Origin of the sequence: Achromobacter sp. HZ34, from assembly GCF_002209485.1 — a bacterium.
GTDB lineage: Bacteria > Pseudomonadota > Gammaproteobacteria > Burkholderiales > Burkholderiaceae_B > Bordetella_C.
In genome coordinates, this window is the sequence record NZ_NJIX01000004.1 from 334,084 (window position 1) to 356,500 (window position 22,417).

The 22,417-nt window shown below is 65.4% G+C and carries 19 protein-coding genes; 9 read left to right on the top strand and 10 right to left on the bottom strand.

Annotated elements, in window-relative coordinates; all coding sequences use genetic code 11:
• The first annotated feature begins 83 nt into the window (after positions 1-83).
• From CEY05_RS18080 to CEY05_RS18095, 4 genes are all read left to right on the top strand, one after another.
• A complete protein-coding gene (locus tag CEY05_RS18080) occupies positions 84-1,274 on the top strand; it encodes a TauD/TfdA family dioxygenase (RefSeq protein ID WP_088596884.1) in 1,191 nt (396 codons plus the stop codon).
• Between the two features lie 234 nt (positions 1,275-1,508).
• On the top strand, positions 1,509-3,617 hold the full coding sequence (locus CEY05_RS18085; protein WP_088596885.1) for a hydantoinase/oxoprolinase family protein: 2,109 nt from the start codon (positions 1,509-1,511) through the stop codon (positions 3,615-3,617).
• Positions 3,614-5,245: a hydantoinase B/oxoprolinase family protein gene (locus CEY05_RS18090; RefSeq protein WP_088596886.1), complete on the top strand. Its 1,632-nt coding sequence runs from the start codon at positions 3,614-3,616 to the stop codon at positions 5,243-5,245. Before CEY05_RS18085 ends, CEY05_RS18090 begins: the two co-directional genes overlap by 4 nt.
• Before the next feature lie 98 nt (positions 5,246-5,343).
• On the top strand, positions 5,344-6,363 hold the full coding sequence (locus CEY05_RS18095; protein ID WP_088596887.1) for a tripartite tricarboxylate transporter substrate binding protein: 1,020 nt from the start codon (positions 5,344-5,346) through the stop codon (positions 6,361-6,363).
• On the opposite strand, the gene CEY05_RS18100 is transcribed toward CEY05_RS18095, so the two are convergent.
• Positions 6,350-7,285: a LysR family transcriptional regulator gene (locus CEY05_RS18100; RefSeq protein WP_088596888.1), complete on the bottom strand. Its 936-nt coding sequence runs from the start codon at positions 7,283-7,285 to the stop codon at positions 6,350-6,352. The genes CEY05_RS18095 and CEY05_RS18100 overlap by 14 nt on opposite strands.
• 125 nt (positions 7,286-7,410) lie before the next feature.
• Here CEY05_RS18100 and CEY05_RS18105 point away from each other — a divergent pair, with 125 nt between their 5' ends.
• On the top strand, positions 7,411-8,616 hold the full coding sequence (locus tag CEY05_RS18105) for an aminotransferase class I/II-fold pyridoxal phosphate-dependent enzyme (protein WP_088596889.1): 1,206 nt from the start codon (positions 7,411-7,413) through the stop codon (positions 8,614-8,616).
• Positions 8,617-8,713: 97 nt separating this feature from the next.
• Here CEY05_RS18105 and CEY05_RS18110 read toward each other — a convergent pair whose 3' ends face one another.
• Positions 8,714-9,844: an SMP-30/gluconolactonase/LRE family protein gene (locus CEY05_RS18110; RefSeq protein WP_088596890.1), complete on the bottom strand. Its 1,131-nt coding sequence runs from the start codon at positions 9,842-9,844 to the stop codon at positions 8,714-8,716.
• Positions 9,845-9,963: 119 nt separating this feature from the next.
• Between CEY05_RS18110 and CEY05_RS18115 the strand changes: the two genes are divergently transcribed.
• Complete coding sequence (locus CEY05_RS18115; protein ID WP_088596891.1) at positions 9,964-10,719, top strand: YdcF family protein; 756 nt, start codon at positions 9,964-9,966, stop codon at positions 10,717-10,719.
• Between the two features lie 26 nt (positions 10,720-10,745).
• Here the strand turns inward: CEY05_RS18115 and CEY05_RS18120 are convergent, their stop codons facing one another.
• Both CEY05_RS18120 and CEY05_RS18125 read right to left on the bottom strand, forming a co-directional pair.
• A complete protein-coding gene (locus CEY05_RS18120) occupies positions 10,746-11,507 on the bottom strand; it encodes a 3-oxoacyl-ACP reductase (RefSeq protein ID WP_088596892.1) in 762 nt (253 codons plus the stop codon).
• Positions 11,508-11,521: 14 nt separating this feature from the next.
• Positions 11,522-12,220, bottom strand: coding sequence for a GntR family transcriptional regulator (locus CEY05_RS18125; protein WP_088596893.1), 699 nt, complete (start codon positions 12,218-12,220; stop codon positions 11,522-11,524).
• A 135-nt stretch (positions 12,221-12,355) separates the two neighbouring features.
• Here CEY05_RS18125 and CEY05_RS18130 point away from each other — a divergent pair, with 135 nt between their 5' ends.
• The 3 genes from CEY05_RS18130 to serB all read left to right on the top strand — a co-directional run bounded on the left by CEY05_RS18130 (position 12,356) and on the right by serB (position 15,860).
• Complete coding sequence (locus tag CEY05_RS18130; protein WP_088596894.1) at positions 12,356-13,621, top strand: glucarate dehydratase family protein; 1,266 nt, start codon at positions 12,356-12,358, stop codon at positions 13,619-13,621.
• Positions 13,622-13,720: 99 nt separating this feature from the next.
• Complete coding sequence (locus CEY05_RS18135) at positions 13,721-14,857, top strand: tripartite tricarboxylate transporter substrate binding protein (RefSeq protein WP_158219355.1); 1,137 nt, start codon at positions 13,721-13,723, stop codon at positions 14,855-14,857.
• Positions 14,858-14,867: 10 nt separating this feature from the next.
• Positions 14,868-15,860: a phosphoserine phosphatase SerB gene (gene serB, locus CEY05_RS18140; RefSeq protein ID WP_088596896.1), complete on the top strand. Its 993-nt coding sequence runs from the start codon at positions 14,868-14,870 to the stop codon at positions 15,858-15,860.
• Between the two features lie 24 nt (positions 15,861-15,884).
• Here the strand turns inward: serB and CEY05_RS18145 are convergent, their stop codons facing one another.
• From CEY05_RS18145 to CEY05_RS18170, 6 genes are read right to left on the bottom strand one after another with little or no spacing between them, the layout of a single operon-like run.
• The gene (locus tag CEY05_RS18145; RefSeq protein ID WP_088596897.1) at positions 15,885-16,877 is read right to left on the bottom strand and encodes a LacI family DNA-binding transcriptional regulator; all 993 of its coding nucleotides are present in this window, start codon (positions 16,875-16,877) and stop codon (positions 15,885-15,887) included.
• Positions 16,874-19,129, bottom strand: coding sequence for a N,N-dimethylformamidase beta subunit family domain-containing protein (locus tag CEY05_RS18150; RefSeq protein WP_088596898.1), 2,256 nt, complete (start codon positions 19,127-19,129; stop codon positions 16,874-16,876). Before CEY05_RS18150 ends, CEY05_RS18145 begins: the two co-directional genes overlap by 4 nt.
• Before the next feature lie 11 nt (positions 19,130-19,140).
• Entirely contained in the window at positions 19,141-19,836 is a 696-nt protein-coding gene (locus tag CEY05_RS18155; RefSeq protein WP_088596899.1) for an ABC transporter ATP-binding protein, read from the bottom strand.
• A gap of 2 nt (positions 19,837-19,838) precedes the next feature.
• Positions 19,839-20,591 carry an ABC transporter ATP-binding protein gene (locus CEY05_RS18160; RefSeq protein ID WP_158219356.1) on the bottom strand — a complete coding sequence of 251 codons (753 nt, stop codon included), beginning with the start codon at positions 20,589-20,591 and terminating at the stop codon, positions 19,839-19,841.
• Positions 20,588-21,556, bottom strand: a complete 969-nt coding sequence (locus CEY05_RS18165) for a branched-chain amino acid ABC transporter permease (RefSeq protein WP_088596901.1) — start codon at positions 21,554-21,556, stop codon at positions 20,588-20,590. Before CEY05_RS18165 ends, CEY05_RS18160 begins: the two co-directional genes overlap by 4 nt.
• Positions 21,556-22,416: a branched-chain amino acid ABC transporter permease gene (locus tag CEY05_RS18170; protein ID WP_088596902.1), complete on the bottom strand. Its 861-nt coding sequence runs from the start codon at positions 22,414-22,416 to the stop codon at positions 21,556-21,558. The genes CEY05_RS18165 and CEY05_RS18170 overlap by 1 nt, the downstream gene beginning before the upstream one ends.
• Between the last annotated feature and the right edge of the window lies 1 nt (position 22,417).

Genomic DNA, 22,417 nt, shown 5'->3' on the forward strand with positions numbered 1-22,417 from the left:
GATGCCAGCCGTCAAATAGCGTCGATATACAGGGACGCGTTGCGTATCTAGACTCCATTCATACGTTACCGATGGAGTCCGAGATGGATACGCACACACAGGGCAAGTCCGCTGCCCCCGCCCCTGGCGCCGCTCCCGCAGGCACTTACCCCGACTTTGGCCAACCCGCCGCGTGGACCGCGCAGCAGGCGCATGACGATCGTTCCTGGGTCCTGCGCCTGGGGCCCGCCCATGTGGCCGCGCTGGACAAGGCGTTGGCGCACGCCAGGACGGTCGCCAAGCCCTTGCTGCAATGGAGCAAGGACGATTTCCCGCTGGACGAGGCCACCCAGGCCATCCTGCGCGCCGCCATCGCCACTACGCAAGGACGCTGGGGCATGTGCCTGCTCAAGGGCTTTCCAGTCGATGTGTGGAGCGAAGAGGACACCCGCCTGGCGTATTGGGGCATAGGCCTGTACATGGGCGTGGGCCGGCCGCAGAATCGCGCCAGCGATGTGATGACCGACGTGCGCGATGCCGGCGGCTCCTACAAGACGAAAGGGGGCCGCGGTTACAACACCAATGCCGAGCTGGATTTCCACATGGATTCCTGCGACGTCGTGGCGCTGATGTGCCGCCGCACCGCCAAGTCGGGCGGCAGCAGCAAGGTGGTCAGCTCCATCGCATTGCATGAAGAGATCGAGCGCCTGCGCCCCGACCTGCTGGAAGTCCTGCACCAGCCCTACTACCACAGCTACCAGGGCGCGCAGGATCCCAGCCAGCCGCCTTACTACCCGCTGTCCATCTTCGGCAATCACCCGACCCAGTTCGCCGCCCGCACCAACCGCAAGAACTCGGTGGCCGCCCAGCGCGACTTCCCCGAAGTGCCGCGCTGGACGCCGGCGCAGGAACAGGCGCTGGATCTGCTGGATGAACTGATGGCGGGCGACAAGCTCTGCTACAACATGGAGCTCGAACGGGGCGACCTGCAGCTGCTCAACAGCTATGTGACGCTGCACTCACGCACTGCCTTCGAAGACTACGAGGAGGCCGACCGCAAGCGGCATCTGCTGCGCCTGTGGCTGGCGGTACCCATTTCGCAGGAGCTGCCCGCCGACTGGGACGTGTACTACATCGACGTGCGCGGTGGCGCCGTGCGCGGCGGCATGCGCGGTTCCGGCATCTCGCCGGAGTTCCTCGATTATGAAAAGCGCCATGCGCAGGTGCTGGGCATGCCGTTCGAAACCTGGACGCCCAAGGTGCTGAAGGAAGAAGGGACGCTGGCGGGCGCATGAACGCGCTGGCGCGGCACGCCCTGCCACGCCGCTCACTGCAAGCAAAGGATGCCTGAGGATGATCAGGCATCCTTTTTTATTGCCGCCAGGCGATAAGTCCAGCGAAAACCCCGATCGGGTTATCCACTACTTTTATCGAAACACGAATAATGCATCGATAATTTTGGTTGGATAGCTGGAAATCGATTCCCTATCATCTGCTGCATATCCCATCAGGAATCAAGGAGCAGCACGGTGGCAGCCTGGGCAATCGGTATCGATATCGGGGGCACGTTCACGGACGTGGTGGCCCTGAACTATGAAGGCGGGGCGTTGCGCACGCTGAAGGTGTTGACGACTCACGGCGACCCCGCGCAAGGCGTGGCCGATGGCGTGAAGACCCTGGTCGAGCAATGCGCGATCAAACCTGGCGACGTGCGCCGTGTCGTGCATGCCACCACGTTGTTCACCAACGCCTTGATCGAGCGGCGCGGCGAACCGACCGGTCTGCTGACGACGCAGGGCTTCCGCGACGTTCTCGAAATCGGCAACGAACGCAAATACGATCTGTACGACCTGCACATCGAGGCGGCCCCTGCGCTGGTACAACGCCGCTGGCGTGCCGAGATCGGCGCGCGCATGGATGCCTCCGGCAGCGAGCTGGCGCCGATCGTTGCGGACGATGTCTGCCGCGCGGTCCAGCCGTTGGTCGACGAGGGGGTCGGTTCGCTGGCGGTTTGCCTGCTGCACGCCTATGTCGATGCGCGCCACGAAGTAGCAGTGCGCGACATCCTGGCGCGGCATTTCCCCCAGCTGGAAGTGACCTTGTCCAGCGACGTCGCGCCGGTGATCCGTGAGTTCGAACGCATGTCCACGACCTGCGCCAACGCTTACATCAAGCCCTTGGCGAATCGCTACCTGACCTCCCTGCAGCAGCGCCTGGGCCAGCAGGGGTTGCCCACCGACGTGCTGATGATGCTGTCCAATGGCGGCCTGTGCCACGTCGACGAAGCGCGCCGCACACCCATCGAACTGCTGGAGTCCGGCCCCGCCGCCGGCGCCATCTCGGCGTCGCATTACAGCCTGCGCGATTCGCTGTCCAATCTGCTCGCCTTCGACATGGGGGGCACCACCGCCAAGCTGTGCCTGGTCGAAAACGGCAACCCCGCCATTGCCTACGGTTTCGAGGCCGCGCGCCAGAAGCGCTTCGCGGAAGGTAGCGGCCTGCCCATCCGCATCACCACGGTCGACCTGATCGAGATCGGCGCGGGCGGCGGCAGCATCGCCCACCGCGACGCGCTGGGCCTGCTGAAAGTGGGCCCGCAGAGCGCGGGCTCCGAGCCGGGCCCGGCCTGCTACAACCGGGGCGGCACGGATGCCACGGTGACCGATGCCAACCTGGTGCTGGGTTATCTGAACCCGGACTACTTCGCCGGCGGCACCATGTCCATCGACCTGGACCAGGCGCGCCGCGAACTGGCGCGCGTGGGCGAGTCGGTCGGGCGTGACGTGGTGGGCGCGGCGTGGGGCATCCACGACATCGTTGCCGAGAACATGGCAGGCGCTGCCCGTGTCCACGTGGCCGAGCGCGGCCGTGACCCGCGCGATTTCGTGCTGCTGTGTACGGGTGGGGGCGGCCCTCTGCACGGCTACTACGTGGCCCGGAAGATAGGCGTGCGCACCCTGGTATGCCCACCCGCGGCCGGCGTGGCATCGGCGTACGGCCTGCTGGTGGCCCCGGCGCGCGCGGACCGCTCGCGCACGGTCAGCATGCGGCCGGGCAGCGATTCCCTTCAGGTGCTGGAAAACGCCTATACCGAACTGGAAGGCCAGGTGCTGCAGTCCCTGCAGGCGCTGGAAGCGACCTTCGGGCCGGTGCGCTTGTCGCGCCATGCCGATGGCCGCTTCGTCGGGCAGGGCTTTACCTTGACCGTGCCGCTGCCGCCGGGTCCGTATGGCGCGGAAACGGGCAAAGGCGACGCGGCCGACGAGCGCAAGGTGCTGCTGGCCGCTTTCGAAAGCGCCTATCGCGAGAAGTTTGGCCGTACGCCCCCGGATGTGCCCATCGAACTCCTCAACCTGCGTGTCTCCGGCGAAGCGCCGCCACGCGAAGTCCCCCGCGATGAAGGCGTCGCCGCGGGCAGCACGCCCGCGCCCAAGGCGCGCCGCCAGGTGTACTTCCGGGAGCAGGGCGATTACGTCGATACGCCGATCTACGATCGCAACAGCTTGCGCGCCGGCTTCCAGGCCGACGGCCCGCTGCTGGTCGAGGACGACGGTTCCACCTTGGTGGTGGGGCCGCGCGGACGGGTCAGCCAATCCGCCACCGGCAATCTGATCGTTGAAATCCTGGAGCAGGCATGACGCAGCAAACCCAACTGGCCAAGCTGGCCGATGATCCCATCTTCCTTGAAGTGTTCTGGGCGCGTATACGCTCCATCGTCAACGAAGCCGCCAAGATGATCGTGCGCACGTCGTTCTCGACGCTGTCGACCGAGGCCAATGACTTCGCCGTGGTCCTGACAGACTCCGACGGCCGTTCCCTGTCGGAGAACAGCGGCAGCATCCCGTCCTTCATCGGCACCTTGCCCCGCACCGCGCAGGCCGCGATCGCGCACTTCGGCAAGGAAAACATGCGGCCGGGTGACGTGTTCATCACCAACAATCCGTGGATAGGCACCGGCCATCTGAACGACGTGACGATGATCAAACCGCTGTTCCACCAGGGCCGTATCGTGGCCTTCGCGGCATCCACGGCGCATGTGCCGGACATCGGTGGCAAGATCCGTTCCGTCGACACGCGCGAGCTGTTCGAGGAAGGCTTTCATATGCCCCTCCTCCACTTCCTGCGCGAAGGTAAGGACGATCCGACCTTGCTGCAATTGCTGCGCACCAATGTGCGTACGCCCGAGCAGACCGTGGGCGACATCTGGGCCCAGGTCGGCGCGCTGGAATTGATCGGCCGGCGCCTGGATGCCTTGCTGGGCGAGTACGGCATGGCCGAGATCGATCCGCTGGCGCACGCCCTGTTCGAACGCAGCGAAGCCGCGATGCGCGCGGCCATCCAGGCGCTGCCCGATGGCACGTACCGTTACGAGATGCAGACCGACGGGTTTGAAGATCCGTTCCACTATGCCATCGCGTTGCGTATCGAAGGCGACACCATTACCTGCGACTATGCGGGTACGTCGCCGCAGCAGCCGCGGGGCATCAACTGCGTGCTGGCCTACACGACAGCCATGTCGGCGTATGCCATCAAGGCCTTGCTGCTGCCGGACCTGCCCAATAACGACGGGCTGTTCCGCCCCATCGTGGTGTCCGCGCCGGAAGGTTCGCTGCTCAATCCGCGCCAGCCCGCGCCGGTCGGCGGCCGCTCCTGCACCGGGCACTACGTGCCGACGGTGGTATTCGGCGCCATGGCCCAGGTGTTGCCCGAGGCCGTCATTGGCGGCGCCGGCTCGCCGTTGTGGGTGGCCAATTTCAGCGGCACCCGCGAGAACGGCAAGCCCTTCGCCACGGTGTTGTTCTACAACGGTGGCATGGGCGGTTCGGCGCGCAAGGATGGCGCCTCCGTGATGGCCTGGCCCAGCAATATTTCACCCACGCCGGTGGAAGTCGCCGAACGCGAGGCGCCGCTGTTGTTCAAGTACAAGGCCCTGCGCGGCGGCTCGGGCGGTGACGGCCGCCATCGTGGCGGCCTGGGCGAGGAAGTGTGCTTCGTCAGCCGCCATGCGACGCCCATGTCGGTGATCTTCATGACCGAGCGGACCAGGATACCCGCGCCCGGTATCGCGGGGGGCGCGCAAGGCGGTTGCGGTGAAGTGCTGATCAACGGCGTGAGCATCGACAATCGCAAGACGCACTGGATCCAGCCCGGCGACGAGATTGTCTTGCGCACGCCGGGCGGCGGCGGCTACGGACCGCCGCGCGAGCGGGAAGCCGCTCATGTCGAACATGATGTGCGGCAAGGCTATGCCGGGGGGACCGCATGACATGCCAGGGCGCACGAGCTTCGTGCGCCTCTGCTTTTCTATACCGCACGGGAGAACAACCACCCCGTGTCCCGCAGTTCACATCGCAAGGGGAAACCATGAAGCACTCCGCAGTCAGGCATGCAGTCGGACACACCGCAAGCCATGCCATCAGACGTCTCTTTACCCATGGTGCGCTCGCGCTATCGGCCCTGGTTTGTGCCAGCGCCGCGCATGCCGCTTATCCGGAACAACCCATACGCATCATCGTGCCGTACCCTGCCGGCGGTTCCACCGACCTGACCGCCCGCCTGCTGGGCCAGAAAGTGGGCGAGCAATTGGGACAGACCGTCATCGTCGAGAACCGTCCTGGCGCCGGCAGCAATATCGGCACCAACTACGTGGCGAAGTCCAAGCCCGATGGCTACACGCTGATCCTGGCGACGTCGACGGCGCTGGCGGTCAATCCCAGCCTGTATTCCAATCTTCCTTTCGACCCGCAGAAGGACCTGGCGCCCATCATCATGACCAGCACCATGCCCAATGTGGTGGTGGTCGGCACTGGCAGCAAGGCGCATACGCTGCAGGAACTCAACACGATGATGAAGGGGCCGGGCGGTCCCTGGAGCTACGCGTCCGCCGGTAGCGGCACCCCATCGCACCTGGGTGGCGAACTGTACAAGCGCGCATTGGGCGTGCCGCTGGTCCACGTGCCCTACAAGGGCGGCGCGCCGGCGCTGACCGACCTGATCGGCGGCCAGACGACCTTCATGATCGCGGTGATGCCGGAGGCGATGCCGCTGGTCAAGGACGGCAAGCTGCGTGCGTTGGCGGTGAGCACCAGGAATCGCCTGCCCGGCTATCCGGACCTGCCGACCATCAGCGAGGCGGCCATCCCTGGCTATGAGCTGGTGGCCTGGTACGGCATCCTGGCGCCGGCCGGCACGCCGCCGGCCATCGTCGCCACCTTGAACAAGGCTTTCGACAAGGCGTTGAAGGAACCGGACGTGGTGAAGAAGATGCAGGACATGGGCTTCGACATCACTGGCGGCGCGCCGGACGTGCTGGCCCAGCGCATGAAGACCGAGACGCCGATATGGAAGGACGTGATCGACAAGGCTGGAATCAAGATGGATTGATCTTCGTATACGGCGGCACCGGGGTATCGTGCAAGACTTGGCGCAATATTGCCAGGAAGGCTTCCGCGCCCGGCGATAGCGAACGCAGGCGGCGCGAGATCAGGCAGATCTCGCGCATCAGCTGCGGTGACTTCAGTGGCCGAAAGTGCAAGGCGTGGGCGTAGCCATGCTGTGCCGTCAGTGCCGGCACCACCGAGTAGTTGCCGGGGCTTTTCAGCAGGGAGAACAGCGAGGTGGTGCTCGATGCCTCGTGGCGGTGGCCCTCGCCCTGCTTGAAGCCTCGTGCATGCTTGCGCAGGAAGGAATCGATACCGGTATCGGCACTGAAGCCGACGTAGCTTGCCGGATCCAGATCGCTCCATGGCAGCGGCGCGTTCGAGCGTGCCCGCGGATCGTCGGCTGCCAGGATGATGCCGTAGCGGTCCGTGAGCAAGGGCGTATACAGCAGGTCTTCCAGCCCGCGATGGCGCGAGGCTACGGCGAAGTCGATGGCGCCTTCGGCAACCAGCTGCTCGACCTGCTGCGCGCCTGCATCGCGTATCGACACCGTGATCTGCGGGAACTGCGCACGGAAGCGTTCGATGACCTTGTACAGGTAATAGTCGATCACCGAGGCAGCCGCGGCGATGTGCAGGTGCCCGCGCTGCACGCTGGCGAAGGCCTTGAGATCGGCGATGGACGCGTCGAAGCGCTTGATCATCTGCTCGGCTTCGGCCAGGTAGCGTTCGGCTTCCTCGGTCATGGATACACGGCGCGTGCTGCGATCGAACAGCTTGATGCCGACGGCCTCCTCGAATTGCTGGATCACGTGCGTCAGGGACGACTGCGTCATGTACAGCCGGGCGGCCGCCGCGGTGAATGATCCGCTGCGCGCGACGGCGACGAAACAGCGCAAATGACGCAATGAAACGTGGTTGGACATGCTTCGCCCTTTATTCGTTTTTCACGAAAAGAAGACCAAAATTTATCAATAGAAAGGATACAGGCGCACGCGTAAGCTTCAAAGCCATTCCCTTTCCCAACGCTCTCGTTCAGCCCCAAAAAATCATGGCTCTCAATCTGGCGCAGCGCACCCATCGCATCAAACCTTCTCCCAGTTCCATGGCTGGCCAGCGCGCCCGCGAATTGCGGGCGCAAGGCCGCGACATCGTCAGCCTGTCGGCGGGCGAGCCGGATTTCGATACGCCGGATCACGTGGTCGAGGCCGCGATACGCGCGATGCGGGATTCGCGGACCAAGTACACCGACATCGGCGGCACGCCGGACCTGAAAGCCGCCATAAGGGACAAGTTCCGCCGCGAGAATGGCCTGGAGTATGGATCGCAGGAAGTGATGGCCGGCACCGGTGCCAAGCAGGTAATCTTCAACGCCTTGATGTGTACCGTGGAAGCGGGCTGTGAGGTCATCATTCCCGCGCCGTACTGGGTCTCCTATCCAGACATCGTGTTGCTGGCCGGCGGCACGCCCGTGTTCGTGCAGGGCTCGCGCCAGCACGACCTGAAGCTGCAGCCCGAGGCGCTGGAACGGGCCATCACGCCGAACACGCGCTGGCTGATACTCAACGCGCCGGGCAATCCGGGCGGCAGCGTCTATTCGGAGGAAGAGTTACGCGCGTTGGCGCAGGTGCTGCTGCGTCATCCGCAGGTGTGGATCCTGACCGACGACATGTACGAGCACATCCTGTTCGATGACCGCCGGTTCAAGACCATCGCGCAGGTGGAGCCGCGGCTGTACGAACGCACGTTGACGGTGAATGGCGTGTCCAAGGCTTATGCGATGACGGGATGGCGCATCGGTTATGCCGGTGGTCCGCGCGATCTGATCTTCGCCATGACCAAGATGCAGTCGCACAGCACGTCGAATCCCAGCTCGATCAGCCAGGCCGCGGCGACCGAGGCCTTGACGGGGCCGCAGCACTTCATCAAGGAACGGGCGGCGATTTTCCAGCAGCGCCGCGACCGTGTGGTGGGGCTGCTCAACGAATGCGCCGGTGTGAGTTGCGCCTTGCCGCAGGGTGCCTTCTACGTCTATCCGTCCTGCGCCGATCTCATCGGCCGCCGCACGCCCGGCGGCAAGCTATTGAACAACGACGAGGACGTCATCCTGTACCTGCTGGACGAGGAAAACCTGGCCGTGCTGCAAGGCGCCGCCTACGGCACGTCGCCCCATTTCCGCATCTCCATCGCGTCGTCCATGGAGGTGCTGGAAGAAGGCTGCGCCCGCGTGCGGCGCGCGTGTGAAAAACTCGGGTAGTAATTCGCGCAGTACATACGACGACCGTCGAGCGTATCACTGCGACAAAGCCATCGGCGGCCGCCTCGGCCGCCGATGGCTGTTCCACCCCTGGCTATCAGGGCTGGTCCAGCGGACTTGGCTGCGCGTGGATCTGCAGCTTGTAGATCACCACCGGATTCTGTACTTCCATCTTGCCGCCGTTGAAGTCGGGCGTGCGGCTTTGCTGCGATGCCGGGATCCACAGATAGCCGGCGCGGTCTATCCACATGGCATCGCCCCAGACCAGGCGTGGGTCTTCGATGACGACGCTCTGCTTGCCCTCCGGCGAGATGCGCAAGATGCGCTGCTTGTCCGCATCGCTGACGTAGATATTGCCCTGCGAATCGATGGCGGTGCCGCCGGTGGTGGGCGTGTTGGCCCACTTCAGCTCGACGTGCGATTCCAGCTGCTTGGGCGTGACGCTGGCGTCATTGAGCCAGCGCGTGGCGATGCGGGCCAGCGGTCCGGAAGCGGCCTGGTAGTACAGCCACTGGCCATCCGGCGAGACCTCCAGCTGGTCGGCATGGATGTACAGCGGTTGGCCCTTGGCATCCGTCAAGGTACGGCCTTCCGCTTGCAGGGGGCGCGACGCCATCAACGAAGGATGGCTGTCGAGCACGCGCCGCGCCACTCCCGTACGCAGGTCCAGTACCACCAGGCCCGGCGCGCCGGCGTCGGTCATGTAGGCGAACGGCCCGTTGAAACGGACGTCGTCGATGAAGGTGTAGGGATTGACCACGGGCGCCAGATCGTAGACGCGCAGCAGGGAACGCGTTTGCGGGTCGAACTGGAACAGGCGGGCGCCGCCCTTGACGGCGGGTTTGCCTATGCCCGGGGCGCCGGCATCGACGATCCACAGCTTGCCGTCGGGGCCCACGCGCAAGGCATTCACGTGGACATAGCCGTTGCCGATGGGGCCGGCCACCGAGGCCAGCGCGACGTTCCAGTTGGCGTCGGGGAAGGGGAAGGGCTGGCCCTGGGCGTCCAGTTCGGCCACCTGGGTGCCGGGACCGTCCGCCTGCGAGTAGCTGACGAAGACACGTCCTTCGGACGTGGTGGTGACGCCGTTCCAGACGCGCTGTCCCTGGAAGACCGGCACCAGTGGGTCCGTGGACTCCGGCTTGGTGGCGCAGCCTTGAACGGCCAAGAGCGCCAGGCTGGCGGCGGCGACGCCGGCGGCGCGCGTCAGGTTTCTCGCAATCTTCATGCTGATCTCCTTTACGTGGTCAAGGCGGCACGCCGGGTCTATGAAGGAGAGAACGTACCGGGCTTGCCGATGGAATGCCCGGCCGGGTAGCAAATGCCGGACCCGCTTACAATCTCCCGATGACGCTTCCCCTGCTTGCTGTCCTGGTATTGCTCGCGGCCTGCTGCGCGGCTCTCAAATGGCGTCGCACGAGCCGGGGGCTTGGGCTCGTGGCAATCGCGTTGCTGCTGGCCCTTGGATGCGGCCCGGTCCCGGCATGGTTGCTGGAACATCTGCAATCGGCCTATGCCGTGAAGCCGCCGGTCGCGTGGAACACGCGCAATGCGATCGTGCTACTGGGCGCCGGTACCGAAAGCGTCGCGGGGGCGGCCGAGCCAGGCGTATTTTCGTACGCGCGCATCGTCGAGGCGGCAGGGCTCTACAACGATTGCCGGAAGGCCGCTACCGATTGCAAGATCGTCGTGAGCGGCGGTGACGCGGCGCACACGGGCCTGCCCGAGGCGACAATTTATCGGGACGCGCTTGCCAAACTTGGAATGGATGCCGGCGACATACTGCTCGAACCGGACAGCATGAATACGTGGCAGAACGCCCAGTTCACGAGCGCGGTACTGGCGCGCTACGGCGCCGACCGCGTGGTGCTCGTGTCCTCGGGCATCCATCTGCGGCGCAGCGCGTTGTACTTTGCCCATTTTGGCGTGTCCGCGACGCCGGTTCGCGCGGATTATCTGCGTGCGGTCCGGTCGGTGTTACCCCTGGCGTACAACTTCGCGCTGACGGATTTCGCGCTGCATGAATATATCGGCATCGCCCGCTATCGTGCGTACAACTGGCTAGGCTGGAATCCTGCGCGCGTGCGTCCGGGCGACGCATGACGCGGCGGCGGCAGGGGCTGATGCGCTTACCCCTTCACCAGCCCGCCGTCGACGATCAGGTTCTGGCCCGTCACCGCGCGCGCCCAGGGCGACAGGAAGAAGGTAACCACGTCGGCCAGTTCGTCCGGCGTGGTCACGCTGCGCAGCGGCGTCAGCCCGGCGATCAGGTCGAACACCGCCTCCGGCGTGGCCGCACTGGCATCGGTCACGCGCAGCAGGCCGCCCGACACCATGTTGACGGTGATGCCGTCCGGTCCCAGGTCATTGGCCGCCGTGCGCGTCAGGGACAGCAATGCGGCCTTGGCGGCGGTGTAGTCGTGATACGGCACCACGGGGTTCTGGAACAGATTGGTGCCGATGTTGACGATGCGCCCGAAGCCTAGCGCCCGCATGGCGGGCACGGCGGCTTGCAGCGTGTTGACGCTGCCCTTCAGCGCGCTATCGATCTGCTGCTGGAAACGGTCCCAGGCGATCTGGTCTATTTTCGGCCGGGCATCGCCGTCGAAACGGAAATCGGCCAAGGCGTTGTTGACCACCGCCACGATGGGGCGCTCGCATTGCGCCAGGGCCCGGTCGAACAGGGCACGCACGGACTGCGCATCGGTCACGTCCGCCTGCAGGGCGATGACGCGGGGGCCCAGTTCCTCGGCCAGCGCCTGCGCGGCCGCCTCGCTGCGGTAATAGTTGATCACCACCGTGGCGCCTTCGCGCGCCAGCGCGCGCGTGATGGACGCACCCAGTCCGCGCGCGCCGCCGGTGACCAGGACGCATTGTTCATTGAGCTTCATGAGGGAATTCCTTGTCAAGCAACCTTGCCGCCGTCGGCGCCGGGCATCTCGTTGACGGCTACCTTGTGCACGAACTCATAGACGCCATGCAGGTGTTCGCGCATACAGGCGGCGGCGGTGTCCGGATCCCTGGCCGCCAACGCCGCGCAGATGCGCTGATGCTGCTCCAGCACCAGTGAAGCCTTGAGCTTCTGCTTCAAGGCCAGCCGCCGTACGCGGTCGACATGGATCTTCGACTGCTGGATCACGCGCCAGACGCGCGGCTTGCCGGCGATCTCGGCAATGCGTGCGTGCATGGCCTCGTCGGCCTGGTAGAAGCGCACCATGTCGCCCGCTTCCTTGGCCACTTCCTGCTCGCGCAGGATCGCCGCCAGGGCATCGATGCCGGCCTGGTCTATCTTGCCGGCCGCCTCGCGGATCAGCGCGCACTCCAGGTTTTCGCGGATGAAGGCGGCCTGCGTCACTTCCTCGATGCGGATAGGGGCGATGAAGGTGCCCACCTGGGGAAAGACGTCCACCAGCCCCTGTTCGCCCAGCTTGATCAGCACTTCCCGTATGGGCGTGCGGCTGACCTCGAACATGGCGCCCACTTCCGCTTCGGAAATGCTGGCGCCCGGGGCGAGTTCGCCCGACAGGATGCGTTCCAGCACCTGGTCGTAAAGAAGGTCCGAGAGCGGACGCCGGGATGCGCGCAGGTTGCGGATGGGTTTCATAAGACGCTCGGTTGCCGGGAAGGTATTGTACGGGCAGCCGCGTTTACGTACACTAGTATACTAGTATTCAAAACAGACGCGGACTGTAATGGTCCGGGTCACAACGACATACCCCCCGAGACAGGCAGCTCCCCCATGAAAATCACGGACGTACGCGTCACCCCGGTCGCTTTCCGCGACCCTCCCGTTCTGAACGCTTCCGGCCTGCACGTGGCCTATGCCCTGCGCGCCATCATCGAGGTGGAGACCGACACCGGCCACATCGGCCTGGGCGAGACCTATGGCGACCTGCCGATCCTGCAGAACCTGGAAAAGGTACGCGCCGCGCTGATCGGCCTGAGCCCCTTCGACATCAACGGCCTGATGCGCGCCGTGCGCACGCATATCAAGACCGACCTGAGCCAGGGTTTCGCCAACCTGAACCCTGGCACCCACGCCGCCAAGGCCGGTACCAATGTGTTCGGCGCGTATGAGGTGGCCTTCCTGGACGCGCAGGCACAGATCGTCGGCGTGCCGCTGGTCGACCTGCTGGGTGGCCGCTGCCGTGACGAAGTGGCGTACAGCGCCTACCTGTTCTTCAAGCAGGAAAAGCATCTGGACGATCCTTATCCCGCCGACGACTGGGGCCCCATCCTGACGGCCGAGCAACTGGTTGCCAGCGCGCAGCGCATGGTCAGGGACTACGGCTTCAAGAGCATCAAGCTGAAGGCCGGTGCGCTGGATCCGGACTACGAAGCCGAATGCATTCTGGCCCTGCGCAAAGCCTTTCCCGGCTATCCGCTGCGCATCGATCCCAATGCCAACTGGAGCCTGGACACTGGGCGCCGCATCGCTTCCAAGCTCAAGGGCGTGCTCGAGTACTACGAAGATCCGGTGCCGGGACTGGAGCAGATGGCGCTGCTGCACCAGGAAACGGGGGTGAAGATGGCCACCAATATGGTGGTCACCAGCATGGACGAGTTCCGCGATAACGTGCGCATCAATGGTTCGCAGGTGATCCTGTCCGATCACCACTTCTGGGGCGGCCTGCTGGCCACGCGCCAGTTGGCGCAGATGTGCGAAACCTTCGGCTATGAGTTGTCCATGCACTCGAACAGCCATCTGGGCATCAGCCTGATGGCGATGACGCACGTGGCCGCGTCCATTCCCAACCTGCACTTCGCCTGCGACACGCACTATCCCTGGAAGACCGAGGACCTGGTCGAGGGCGGCCCGGTGCCGTTCGTCGATGGCTGCGTGCGCCTGACCGATGCCCCGGGGATGGGCGTGAAGCTGGACCGCGCCAAGCTGGCCGAGCTGCATCAGCAGTACCTGGACTGCGGCCTGCGCGTGACGTCCGAACAGGGCGCCTATATGCGCCGCTACGTCCCGTCCTTCCCCTTGGACAAGCCGCGCTTCTGAAGCGCGGCGCCGCGCGCTGTCCCGGGTCGGACGGTGCGCGGCAAAGGAATGCCGACCCACGCAGCACCATACCTATACCTATCCTTCACGGAGACAACAATGGCTCAGACGTCCAAGACGCTGTTCAAGCGCGGCCTTAACGCGCACCGCGATCCCCAGCCGCAGTCCGTACTCGAAGCCCTGCCCCGACAAAGCACTGAAGGCGCCGCCGGCGTCGCCCGCGTCGCCCGTCGCGGCGTGCTGTCCGCCCTGGGCGGCCTGGGGCTGGCGGCATTGACCGCGCTCACCGCCTATTGCGCCCTGGGTGCCGCGCCGGCGCAAGCGGCCGACGCCAATCCCGCTACCTGGCCCGAAAAGCCCGTGCGCCTGATCGTGCCCTATCCGCCCGGCGGCGCTTCCGACGTGGTTGCGCGCCTGATGGCCAAGGAACTGAATGCGGTCTGGAAGCAGCCGGTGGTGGTGGAAAACCGCTCGGGCGCCAATGGCAACATCGGCGCGGCCATGACGGCCAAGGCAGCGCCGGACGGCTACACGCTGCTGCTGATGGACCTGAGCAGCCTGACCAATTCGCCGGCGCTGTATCCGGACCTGAACTACAGTCCCACCAAGGACCTGGCGGCCATCACCATCGTCGAGTACTCGCCGCATCTGCTGGTGGTGCGCAAGGATTTGCCGGCCAACAACCTGGACGAACTGATCGCCTACGCCAAGGCCCATCCCGGCAAGCTGAATTTCGGTGAAACGCAGGGTTCGATCACGCACCTGGGCGGCATCGTGCTGGCCAAGCAGGCCGGCATCGATATCAACTTCATCGGCTACAAGGGCGGCGCCCAGATCGCCTCGGACCTGGTCGGTGGCCAGATCGACATGACGCTCAACAGCTACCTGGCCACGCATGCATTGGTGGAAGGCGGCAAGGTGAAGATGCTGGCGGTGGCCAGCCCGGGCAAGTTCCCGCCCATCCCGGACACGCCGGTGCTGAAGGACCGCTTTCCGGACTTCGTGACGGGTAGCTGGCAAGGACTGTTGACCACGGGCGGCACGCCGCAACCCATCGTCGACAAGATCTACAAGGACGTCGCCGCCATCGTCGCCAAGCCGGAGATGCAGGCCAAGTTCGCCGAGCTGGGCGCCGTCCCGGTCCCCAGCACGCCGGCCGAATTCCAAAAATTCCTGGTGGAAAAGACGGACTTCTGGAGTAAGGTGATCAAGGACAACAACATCTCGGTCAACTGATCTCCACCCTATGCCACTGATCGTCCTGGGCGCCACGCCGCTGCAATCTTCCGTCCTCGACGATCTGGCAAGACGCCTGGAAACGCCGCCGCCGCGCCGCATCAGCGACAAGGCGGCGGCGTTTTTCCTGAGCGGGCTGGACGACGGCGACAACCGGGGCGGCCCGGATGGCCACGCGCTGCGCACCGATGCCGCGCAGCTCCGCGCTGCCGCCGCCAAGCCGCCTACTTTACGGCCCGGGTTGCGCCATGAATTGAGACATGAGTTGCGGCATGACTGGGTGCATGCGCAATGCCAGGCGCTGGGCCTGGACAGCGCCATCATCGCGCGGCCACGCGCCCTGGCCGACTACCGGCTGATGGTGTTCGACATGGACTCGACCCTCATCAATATCGAGTGCATCGACGAACTGGCCGACCTGGTGGGCAGGAAGCGGGAAGTGGCCGAACTCACCGAACAGGCCATGCAGTCCGGCGCGGTCGACTACGACACCAGCCTGCGCATGCGCACGCGCCTGCTGGCGGGACTGCCGACGACGGCCTTCGCCGCGCTGTATGCGGAACGCGTGCGCTTTTCGCCGGGCGCGGGCGCGTTGATTGCCGCCGCGCGCCAGGCCGGGCTGAAGACCGCCATCGTGTCGGGCGGCTTCGATTACTTCACCGGCAGGGTACGCGCGGAACTGGGCGTGGACGTCGATTACTCCAACCATCTGGCGGTGCAGGATGGCCGGCTGACCGGTGAGATCACGGGCACCCTGGTCAACGCCGACGTCAAGGCGGCGCACGTCAGCCAGCTATGCGCGGACCTGGGCGTGCCGACCTCCGACGCCATCGTCGTCGGCGACGGTTCGAACGACCGCAAGATGATGGCCCTGGCCGGCCTGTCCGTGGGCTTTCGCCCCAAGCCCGTGCTGCGCGCGCAGTTGGGCGTGGTGTTGGATCACCTGGGCCTGGACGTATTGCCGCAAATGCTGGAGTACGCGCAGCTAGCGTCGGCACGCTGAACAGCAGGCCGCAGCCTCGCTGCGCTATTCCTCCGGCGTCGATGTCCGGTAGATCAGCTGCCCGGGCAACAGCTTGTGCTCATTGTTGCCGCTGTCACGCAGCAGCAGTTCGATTGCAGCGGTGATCATGTCTTCCACCGGCTGGCGTATCGTCGTCATGGCGTAAGCCGCGTTGGATGCCACGGGGTGGTCGTCGAAGCCGAATACGCGCACGTCTTCGGGCACCCGCCTTCCCAGGGCATGACGCAGGGCGTCGATGGCGCCGGAGGCAATCTCATCGTCGGCGCAGAACAGGCCATCGATCTCCGGATGCCGCGCCAGCAGCATCTGCGTGGCCTCGTAGCCCCAGCCGTAGGTGAACTCCTTTTCCAGCGAAGGCACATCGTCCATGCCCAGCTCGGCCAGCCTGTCCATGAAACCGGTACGCCGGTCGCGATTGGTCGAAACGGTAGGCATGCCGCCGAGAAATCCCAGGCGCCGGCTGCCGGTGCGCATCAGCGCGTCCGCCGCCATCCGCCCGCCGCCGATATTGTCGGTGGACACGGAATGGCCCTTGGCGACCGCCGAATAGCGGTTGAACATGACCACCGGCACGCCCTGCCGCACGCACAGGTCGGCGCCCGACGAATTCAATGACGCGGTGGTAATGATGACGCCGCGCACGCGGTACTGCAGCACCAGCGGCATCAGGTCGTCCACGGTCTGCGGCGGCGTGGCGTTGAACAGCAACGCCTGCAGGCCCACCCGATGCAGTTCGCGCGTGATCAGTTCCAGTACCACCGGATACCAGGGGTTGGTGATGTTGGCCATCACGATGGCGATGATGTCGAACTTGCCGCTGCTCAGGCCACGCGCCAGGGGGTCGGGCTGGTAGTTGACCAGATCGATCACCTTGAGGATCTTCTCGCGCACCTCGTCGGAAATGGCGCCCTTGCCCGAGACGAAGCGCGACACGGCCGCCTGTGAGACTCCCGCGAATCTGGCGACGTCTTTCTGTGTGGGAGTTTTCTTTTTCACTCTGCTATGTTCGATGGGGCACGCCGTCCATGGGCGCGCGCGTCGCTGGCGGACAGGAAGCGGCGCAGGCAGTTTTCGACGATGCGCGATATGTCATTGTCGTAGCCACCCTTCCACAGGCTGCCCAGGAAAGTAATCGAGCCGGCGGCGAATATGCCGCCGCCGTTTTCAGCCAGACCGACGGCCATATGGCCTCGTACGCCATCGTATTTGCGTGGCAGCGAGGCTGCTATGGTCCAGGTCAGGATTTCTTCGGGCACGATTTTAAAGCCAGGGCCATGGCCGTCCGAAATGCCGACGATCTTCAGCCAGGATGGGGAGCCCAGTTCAGGCACTACCTGGTCCAGTTCGAAGCCCGCGGCGCCGCCGCCGGACAGCCCATGGTCGCCGAAGCGTTGCGCGGTTACGCCCTCGAACAGCCAGGCCACGTCGGCATCGTACGATTCGGGCGTGCGCGTATAGCCGACCCCTTCGAAGCCGCCCTGCACCGCGAAGCCCACCCCGCCGGTGGCCTGAGGTGCGATGCCGTTACGTCGCCACATGCCGCCGTACTGGCCGTCGAACTGGTGGTAGTACTCCCCGGGCTCGGCCGCCCACGCGCGGATGCCGCCCTCGGCGCGGCGGATTTCCAGCATATGCGGCGCCGACGCCGGGCGCGCTACCTTCCAGTAGAAGCCGTTGGCGCCGAAGTACATCAGGTGACCGCCGTTTTCGCGGTAGGCGATGAGGGATTCGATCATGCGCCGCGTGTGGTACTCCGGGTGCGATCCGGTCAGCACCACGTCATAAGGCGCAAGCGCGGCCAGCCCCTGGTCGTCCAGGTCCTCGTCGGTGATGACGTCATAGGCGATGCCCTTGTCACGCAGCCAGTTGGTCAGGTGGGAGTCGGCGGGAAAATGGCGCAGCCCGGACCCATTCGGATCAGGGAAGGTCAGGTAGCCCGGGCGCATGGTGAGGATGGGCCGCAGCCGCGAGGACAGGCAGATACCGGCCGTGTCGCGATAGCGGTTATAGGTGGACGCGCCGAACTGCGTGATGTTGTCGGGGTTGTTGGGGTACGCATCCCAGGCGGCGATGCGCTCGGCCAGCGCGCCGGCATAGTTGCCGCGCGCATGGTTGGCATAGGCCTGGTATGTCATCGTGGAGGCGAGGAACAGAACCCGCGCGCGCGGGCCGTCCGGGTCAGGCGTGACATAGAAAGGAATGGTGTCGGCGCCGTCCGCATTGCGCACTTCCAGGCCATACACGCCGGAAGGCAGTCCCGCCGGGACGCGCAGCCGCAGGGCTTCCTGCCAGCCGCAGTCGGCCAGTGCATCGGCGTGGAACCAGATGGCGGCGTACTCGTCCGGCGCGTGTTTCCAATCCAGCTGCTTGCCGGTCCAGGCGGACGAGCGCACCGCGCGCACGGGCATGTTTTCCAGCACCAGCGTGGGCATGCCGGGTTGGGTGCCGGGGATGCGTTGCGCCTGCATGTCCGTGGCCAGATGCCACTGTCCCACCAGGGTGTCCACTTCGCCTGCGTCGCCCGCCTCGCGCGCCTCCAGCGTGGGGGCTTCCATCAAACCGTTGTAGCCCAGCGCGGGATGGCCGCGCCACAAGGCGCCCAGGCAAAGATGCGTGGGTGCAGCCAGCTCGGTGCCCGTATCCAGTTGCGCCGTGCGCGTCGGCAAGGCGGGCCCGGCACCGGGGACGCCCACGGGCACGTTGGCCACGATAAGGGACAGCCGTCCCGTCATCAGTTCCATGTCCAGCGTAACGGCCTGCCAGCGGTCCTGGATGGCGGCGATGCCGCTGCGCAAAACGCGTGGCGCGCCGTCGCGTTGCAGTTGCATCAGGACGAACTCGCCATGATCGACGGCCACCGCCACGCCCGCGCTTGCGTTGGCGTCTTGCAGGCTGGCCAGCACCTGCAGCGGATCGCTGACCAGGGTGGGACGGGTGCGCAGGTGCAGCGTGAGATGATTGCCCTCGGCGCCGTCTTCCATCCCCGCTCCCAGCACGGCCCATGCACACGAGCCGGCATGCACTGCCTGCTCCAGTCCGGCATAGCTCGCCTGCAGTGGCAGGTCGATCGCCTCGATGCGCATGCCGGGCCCGGCGGGATTGGGGTCCGCGCAATGGATGCGCACGACGCGCGCCGTGAATGCCTGGTTGCCCGTGGAGCTGATGCGGAAGGACAGGTCCTTGCCGGGCGCGGCGGCCAGCGGGGTGACATATCCGATGATGGGAGCTTGCGAGAGCGGAGTCTTCATCGTGGCGTCCTTCAATGCACGGCAAGATATTGTTCGAGGCGCGCGGGTTCGGCGCGGCCGGTGGCGCCGTCGAAAGTATCGGCAACCGCGCCGTTCTCCAGCACCACCACGCGGTCGGCCAGCTCCAGCGCCATGTTCAGGTTCTGCTCCACCAGCAGGATGGTCAGCCCGTCGCCCTTGAGCTGGTTCAGCACATTGGCGACCGCCTTGACCATGATGGGCGCCAGGCCCTGCGACGGCTCGTCCAGCAGCAGCAACCTGGGGCCCATGGCCAGCCCGCGCGCCATGACCATCATCTGCTGCTGCCCGCCCGACAGTTCGCCCCCCTTCTTCTTCAACAGCTCGCGCAGCAGGGGGAAGAGATCCATCAGGCGGTCCAGCGTGTAAGGCGAACCTTCGCGGTAGCCCAGCAGGATGTTCTCGCGCACGGTCAGCAGCACGAAGGGATCGCGCGTTTCCGGCACCAGCGTCACGCCCAGGCGCGCGATGGCCTGCGGGCTCATGCGGGTGATGTCCTGCCCAGCATACTGGATGCGGCCGCTGGCTGCACCGTTCAAACCCATGATGGAGCGCAGCGTGGTGCTTTTGCCGGCGCCGTTACGCCCCAGCAGCGCCACCACTTCGCTGTCGCCCACGTTGAAGGAAACGTTGTGGATGGCCTGGCTGGGGCCATAGTAGGTATTGATGTCCTGGACCTCTAGCAGCATCTTCACAGTCCGAAGTACGCGGCGTGCACCGCCTGGTTGTGGGAGATTTCCTCGGCGGTGCCCGCGGCGATCAGGGCACCGCGGCTCATCACGTGGATCCGGTCCGAGATTTCCATGACGACGTTCATCTTGTGTTCGATCATGATGATCGTGTAGTCGGGCTTGATGGCCGCGATGAAATCCTTCACGCGCTCGGTTTCACGCTGCGACAGACCCGCGGTTGGCTCGTCCAGCAGCAGGATGGCGGGGCGCGTGGCCAGCGTGACGGCAATCTCCAGCAGGCGCTGATCGCCATAGGAGACGGCCCCGGCCGGCGTGTGTTCGTACTGCCCCAGGCCCAGCTGGTGCAGCAGTTCGCCCGCTTCGCGCTTGATGTCGCCGTAGCTGCCGACGCGGCGCCACCAACCCATGCGGCCGCCATGGCGGGCCCGGTATGCGGCCAGCCAGACGTTTTCCAGAAAGGTCAGTTCCAGGTACACACTGGAGATCTGGTAGGAACGGCCCACGCCGCGCCTGGCAATCTGATGCGGTTTCAGGCGCGTGACCGGCACGCCATTGAGCAGGATTTCACCCGCGCTGACGGGCAGGTCGCGCGTCAGCAGATTGAACAGCGTGGTCTTACCCGCGCCGTTGGGGCCGAGAATGCTGTGCAGCATGCCCGGTTCAAAGCCGATGTTCAGGTCTTCGATCACGACGTTGGCGCCGAATTTCTTAGTGACGGCGCGCGCTTCATAGGCGTAGGCGGCCGGGTTCACGATGCGCTCCTTTGAGCGCGCGCGCCTAACAGGCGGCGTGCGCGTTCGAACAGCTCCATGACGCCGCCCTTGAGGAACAGCACCACCAGGATGATGAAGACGCCGAACAGCAGGGGCCAGCGAGCCCATATCAGGCTGAAGAATCCCTGTAGCCAGATGAACACCGCCGCGCCTATCACCGGTCCGAACACCGACGACATGCCGCCGATGATGACCATGAACACCGCCGTGCCGGAATTGGTCCACGATATGGCGTCGATGGGCATGATGCGATAGAGCAAGGCGAACAGGGCGCCGGCCACCCCGGAGGCCGCACCGGCGACAACGAACGCCAGCAGCTGGGCGCGATACACCGAATAGCCCAGCGACGCCGTGCGGCGCGGATTCTGGCGCGCGGCACTGAGGATCAGGCCCAGGGGGCTGTGCATCAGCTGGTACAGGGCGGCGAAGGCGCCAACGAACAGCACGGCGGTGAGCACGTAGAAATGCAGATGCTGCGACAGATCCAGCGTGCCGATGCCGGGCAGGGCGAGGTCGGGCCGGCGGATGCCGCCCAGGCCGTCCTCGCCGCCGGTGACGTCACGCCAGCTGTACGCCAGGTAATAGATCATCTGGTTGAAGGCGAACGTGAGCATCATGAAATAGATGCCGGTGCGCTTGATGCTCATCATGCCGACGAGCAGCGCGATCAAGGCACTGCCCGCGGCGGCCAGCAGCAAGCCCACGGATAGCGGCAGGCTGGTGTGGATGAAGACATAGCCGGCGACATAGCCGCCGACGCCGAAGAACGCGGCCTGGCCGAAGGAATACAGGCCCGCCACGCCGACCAGCAGATAAGTGGCCAAGGCGAAGATGCCATAGATGGCGATCTCGGTGGCGATGTTGACCGGCATGCAGAACGGCGCGCCGACGGCGGCGACGGCCGCGACAGCGGATACCAGCCAGGTGGAGGTTATGCGTCGCATCAGCGTTCCCCAAACAGCCCTTGCGGCCGGATCATCAGTGTGGCGACCATGGCAACGTAGATGAGCACCGTGCTGGCGGCCGGTGCGAACACCGCCGATACGCTCTGGATCAGGCCTACCAGGACGCCCGCGGCCAGGGCGCCGTACAGGGAACCCAGGCCACCGATGACCAGGACCACGAAGGCGATGGACAGCATTTCCGCGCCCATGGTGGCATTGGCGCCCAGCAGCGGCAGCACCAGTCCGCCGGACAGGCCGGCCAGGCCGGCGCCCAGCGCGAAGCCGGTGGTCACCAGCCGCGCCACGTCGATGCCCAGGCACTGGGCCATCTCGCGCTTGTCGATGCCGGCGCGGATCTGCGAACCCAGGCGGGTGCGTTCGATCAGCAACCAGACCACGGCGATCGTCACGGCCGCCATGCAGCCGTTGAACACCAGGTACTTGGGCAGGTAGGTGAAGCCCAGGTCGAAGGCCCCCTGCAACCACTCCGGTGCCGCGGCGCTCAAGCCCGAGGTGCCCCAGATGATGATGATCAGCTGTTCCATGATCAGCGCGACGCCGAACAGGAACAGCAGTTGGTAAAGATAGGGGCCGCGGATCAGGCGGGCCACGCCCAGCCGCTCCACGACGGCGCCGACCAGGGCAGGCACCAGGAACGCGGCGAGCAGGGCCACCGCGAAAGGCAGCCCCAGTTGCAGCGCCGCGAAGCAGACGTACGCCCCCAGCGCATAGAAAGCGCCGTGGGCGAAGTTGGGCACGTTCAGCAGCCCTTTGATGATGGACAGGCCGAAGGCGGTGAGCGCGTAGATCATGCCTATCGCCAGCCCATTGAGCAGTTGTGCGGCTAATAAGGAAACCATG

What these genes read in the sequence shown, in the direction of transcription:
- CEY05_RS18080 (WP_088596884.1), top strand. Translation starts at nt 84, where the DNA reads ATGGATACGCACACACAGGGCAAGTCCGCTGCCCCCGCCCCTGGCGCC.
- CEY05_RS18090 (WP_088596886.1), top strand. Translation starts at nt 3,614, where the DNA reads ATGACGCAGCAAACCCAACTGGCCAAGCTGGCCGATGATCCCATCTTC.
- CEY05_RS18095 (WP_088596887.1), top strand. Translation starts at nt 5,344, where the DNA reads ATGAAGCACTCCGCAGTCAGGCATGCAGTCGGACACACCGCAAGCCAT.
- CEY05_RS18100 (WP_088596888.1), bottom strand. Translation starts at nt 7,285, where the DNA reads ATGTCCAACCACGTTTCATTGCGTCATTTGCGCTGTTTCGTCGCCGTC.
- CEY05_RS18105 (WP_088596889.1), top strand. Translation starts at nt 7,411, where the DNA reads ATGGCTCTCAATCTGGCGCAGCGCACCCATCGCATCAAACCTTCTCCC.
- CEY05_RS18110 (WP_088596890.1), bottom strand. Translation starts at nt 9,844, where the DNA reads ATGAAGATTGCGAGAAACCTGACGCGCGCCGCCGGCGTCGCCGCCGCC.
- CEY05_RS18115 (WP_088596891.1), top strand. Translation starts at nt 9,964, where the DNA reads ATGACGCTTCCCCTGCTTGCTGTCCTGGTATTGCTCGCGGCCTGCTGC.
- CEY05_RS18120 (WP_088596892.1), bottom strand. Translation starts at nt 11,507, where the DNA reads ATGAAGCTCAATGAACAATGCGTCCTGGTCACCGGCGGCGCGCGCGGA.
- CEY05_RS18125 (WP_088596893.1), bottom strand. Translation starts at nt 12,220, where the DNA reads ATGAAACCCATCCGCAACCTGCGCGCATCCCGGCGTCCGCTCTCGGAC.
- CEY05_RS18130 (WP_088596894.1), top strand. Translation starts at nt 12,356, where the DNA reads ATGAAAATCACGGACGTACGCGTCACCCCGGTCGCTTTCCGCGACCCT.
- CEY05_RS18135 (WP_158219355.1), top strand. Translation starts at nt 13,721, where the DNA reads ATGGCTCAGACGTCCAAGACGCTGTTCAAGCGCGGCCTTAACGCGCAC.
- serB (WP_088596896.1), top strand. Translation starts at nt 14,868, where the DNA reads ATGCCACTGATCGTCCTGGGCGCCACGCCGCTGCAATCTTCCGTCCTC.
- CEY05_RS18150 (WP_088596898.1), bottom strand. Translation starts at nt 19,129, where the DNA reads ATGAAGACTCCGCTCTCGCAAGCTCCCATCATCGGATATGTCACCCCG.
- CEY05_RS18155 (WP_088596899.1), bottom strand. Translation starts at nt 19,836, where the DNA reads ATGCTGCTAGAGGTCCAGGACATCAATACCTACTATGGCCCCAGCCAG.
- CEY05_RS18165 (WP_088596901.1), bottom strand. Translation starts at nt 21,556, where the DNA reads ATGCGACGCATAACCTCCACCTGGCTGGTATCCGCTGTCGCGGCCGTC.
- CEY05_RS18170 (WP_088596902.1), bottom strand. Translation starts at nt 22,416, where the DNA reads ATGGTTTCCTTATTAGCCGCACAACTGCTCAATGGGCTGGCGATAGGC.